Source organism: Halobacillus sp. (assembly GCF_049282395.1).
GTDB lineage: Bacteria > Bacillota > Bacilli > Bacillales > Halobacillaceae > Halobacillus.
The window spans coordinates 1-2,952 of sequence record NZ_JBAPTY010000221.1 but is presented as its reverse complement, the minus strand read 5'-3'; the positions used below and the strand labels follow the sequence as shown (position 1 = coordinate 2,952).

2 protein-coding genes are annotated in these 2,952 nt (G+C 41.0%); one reads left to right on the top strand and one right to left on the bottom strand.

The window, feature by feature from the left end:
* The first annotated feature begins 298 nt into the window (after nucleotides 1–298).
* On the top strand, nucleotides 299–928 hold the full coding sequence (locus WAM07_RS09720) for a LysE family transporter (protein WP_422166414.1): 630 nt from the start codon (nucleotides 299–301) through the stop codon (nucleotides 926–928).
* Here the strand turns inward: WAM07_RS09720 and WAM07_RS09715 are convergent.
* Complete coding sequence (locus WAM07_RS09715) at nucleotides 911–2,242, bottom strand: amino acid permease (protein ID WP_422166413.1); 1,332 nt, start codon at nucleotides 2,240–2,242, stop codon at nucleotides 911–913. The two genes, WAM07_RS09720 and WAM07_RS09715, sit on opposite strands and share 18 nt — an antisense overlap.
* Nucleotides 2,243–2,952: the final 710 nt, after the last annotated feature.

The window sequence follows — 2,952 nt, the reverse complement described above, 5'->3', positions numbered from 1 at the left end:
ATGCAGGAGAATCAAACCGGGTTTGCAGAAGCACAGCAGCATGTGAAGATAGCTGAAGAGGCTCTCAATGAATTAATGCAAGATCCTGACCTAAATTCTGAGACTGACCAGAAAGAAATTCAGCGGGCTAGCGATTTGCTGCGTCTAATTGTAGAAACTTATCAGGCTTCCAACTGAACATTTAAACCACTGTTTTACAGCACAGTGGTTTATTTACATATGGTCCCTTATTTACGTTACATAAACTTTAACGACACTGAATATATTTAGGACAAGCAATTCAAGAGGGAGTGTCGTGATGGGGGTTTTTTTTAGTTACATTTTGCTAGGGTTATCGCTTGCCGCGCCAATCGGTCCTATAAACGCTGCACAAATCGACCAGGGGATCAAAAACGGTTTCCTCCATTCCTGGGCTATTGGGTTAGGATCTATTGTAGCTGATTTATTTTTTATACTTTGTGTGTTTTTTGGAGTTGTCCATTTTTTAGAAATTCCTTTAATGAAATCATTTCTGTGGTTATTCGGAGCATTTGTATTGTTTTATACGGCCTTTGAGAGTTTTAAAGGTACAAAAGAAATTGGGATTGGGGAGTTGAGAAGTAGAGAATCTTTAAAGAAAACGTTCACAAATGGCTTCCTGCTGGCCATTACAAATCCATTATCCATTCTTTTCTGGCTGGGTATTTATGGTAGTATTCTAGCTGACTCCATTGATCGTTATAACTTGGCTCAGGTTCTGCTCTATGGAGGTGCTGTCCTTCTAGGTTTAATGGTCTGGGATATATTCATGGCTTCTCTGTCTAGCGGCTTTAGAAAAGTATTGACACCCAACCTGCTTCGAGTAATCTCAACTCTATCAGGTTTAAGTTTATTAGGATTTGCTGCTTATTTTGGTTTTCAAGCATTCCAATTACTCTTCCGCTTCTAAATGCTTCCATTTCTTTTTCATAAATATAGTTACAATACCAATAACCAGTAAAAAACCTATGCTCACAAAAAATCCAATTCGACTTGTTTTATTTAATAAAGTTCCCGAAACTGCAAGTAAAATTAACACTAATCCTACCAGCCGTTTTACACGTTTAAATGAAGTTAACTCCATGATTTTATTATAAGAAAACAGGATAAACAGCCAGATGTATAAAAGCATGAGGCCAGCAGCTGTGGTTAAATATTCATATATCTTCTCCGGGAGCAGTAAAGCAACTATTATTGAAGCAATTAAACCACCGATAGTTAGCAGTACGGCATAATAAGGAACTTTTCTAGGACCTGTTTTAGAGAAGAATTCAGGAGCATCTCCATCTTCTGACAACGAGGTTAATATGGTTGTGATCCCGTACAGTGAGGCTACCATAGTAGAAAAACCTCCAATGATTAAAGCTCCATTAAATGCATGGGGCACAAAAGATAGATTATACTTACTTAAAGCGGTAATAAATGGACTCTCATCCCCATTAAATTTAGTATAAGGGACAAGCCATAATGCGAGACCTATGGATACTACATAAATAGTTGTGAGTAATGAAAGCATAAATGTTCCCGACTTAGGAGCATCTTTCGGATTTTCTAGTTCATTCGCCATTATACCCATAACTTCAATTCCACCAAAACTGTAAAACACGTAAATAGACGCTGCCCATAGTCCGGTTAAACCAAGTGGAAGTAATCCTTTATTATCCCATGTAAACGATGGGTCAGGCTGGCCGCCTTTTAAAACTCCCCCTACAGCAAGAAATGCAATAATAATAAACATTAAAATTGCCGCTATTTTCATAACGCCAAATATATTTTCAAATCGTTCAAACCCCGATACACCGGTAATAATAACCCCGATCCCCAAAACGCCGAATACACTTGAGGAAACCCAAAGCGGTACGTTAGGGAACCAAAATTGAGCAAAGATGGCTAAGGCTGTCAACTGGCTCCCCATTATAAGCAGTTCAGAAGACCAATACACCCATCCGTTGCAAAATCCCGCCCATCTCCCATAAGCTTTTTTAGCATATGCCCGAAAGGAACCTTTCTGAGGATCCTCGGCTGTCATAGCTGATAAGGCATCAAATACTACATATGTTCCGATAGCAGCAAGCAAAAAGATGAGAAGTACAGCTGGCCCTCCTCTTTTCATTGCCAAAGCAGAACCAAGAAAAAAACCCGTACCAATTGTGCATCCTACTCCAATCAATGAGAGCTGCCACCACTGAATCTTTTTATTATCCGTTGTCTCCTGTTTGTCCATACGGGTTAATCCCTTCCAATATAGTCAAATAGAGAAATCACATTTACGTTGCAATTTGAAAATAGTATATGTCTTACTACTGTTCTCATACGAGAGATAACTTGACGAACCAATCCCGTTATGGCCTAACTTATTAAAGATAAGCTCCCTATACTGTAAGACTCAGTTTCGAGATAAATGGGTTATAAGGAAGGTCCTCCGGGGGACGATTTCGCTTTCCGGCCCTGCACGACGCAGGGTCGTTCGACGTTGCCACAGGACGTGGCGATCTTAGACATCCCATGTGGTAAGCTTCCTCGGGCTTAACAGCCCTGCGGGATCTCACCGATCATGTCTATCCCACAGGAGTCTACATCATCCCCCTCCGGACCTGGCGGAATCTGAGACTCGAAACGGCTTTATCCTTCACCCACTCGAAGAAAAATAACCACATGGGCGTACACACTTTATTCAAGCTGAACTATACGGGATAGCCTGTTATATAAGCATTTCAGGCAGGTTAAAGAAGAAAAAATCCTCTCTTTACGAAGGACCGTTATTCCTAATAAAGTTGGCCTGGTGGGGAAATGACGAGACTACCCGGTTGAAAGCGGAAGCACCTTGGTCAGCGGCGTATGGACTGGACGGACAAATGTGGAGGTGCCTTGTTCAGCCTCGACAAGCTTAAGAACGAACATGAAAGGAAGTGACCTTCTTCCTGTCATGGTTGG

Coding starts and splice junctions, on each gene's coding strand:
- WAM07_RS09720 (WP_422166414.1), top strand. CDS start 299: ATGGGGGTTTTTTTTAGTTACATTTTGCTAGGGTTATCGCTTGCCGCG.
- WAM07_RS09715 (WP_422166413.1), bottom strand. CDS start 2,242: ATGGACAAACAGGAGACAACGGATAATAAAAAGATTCAGTGGTGGCAG.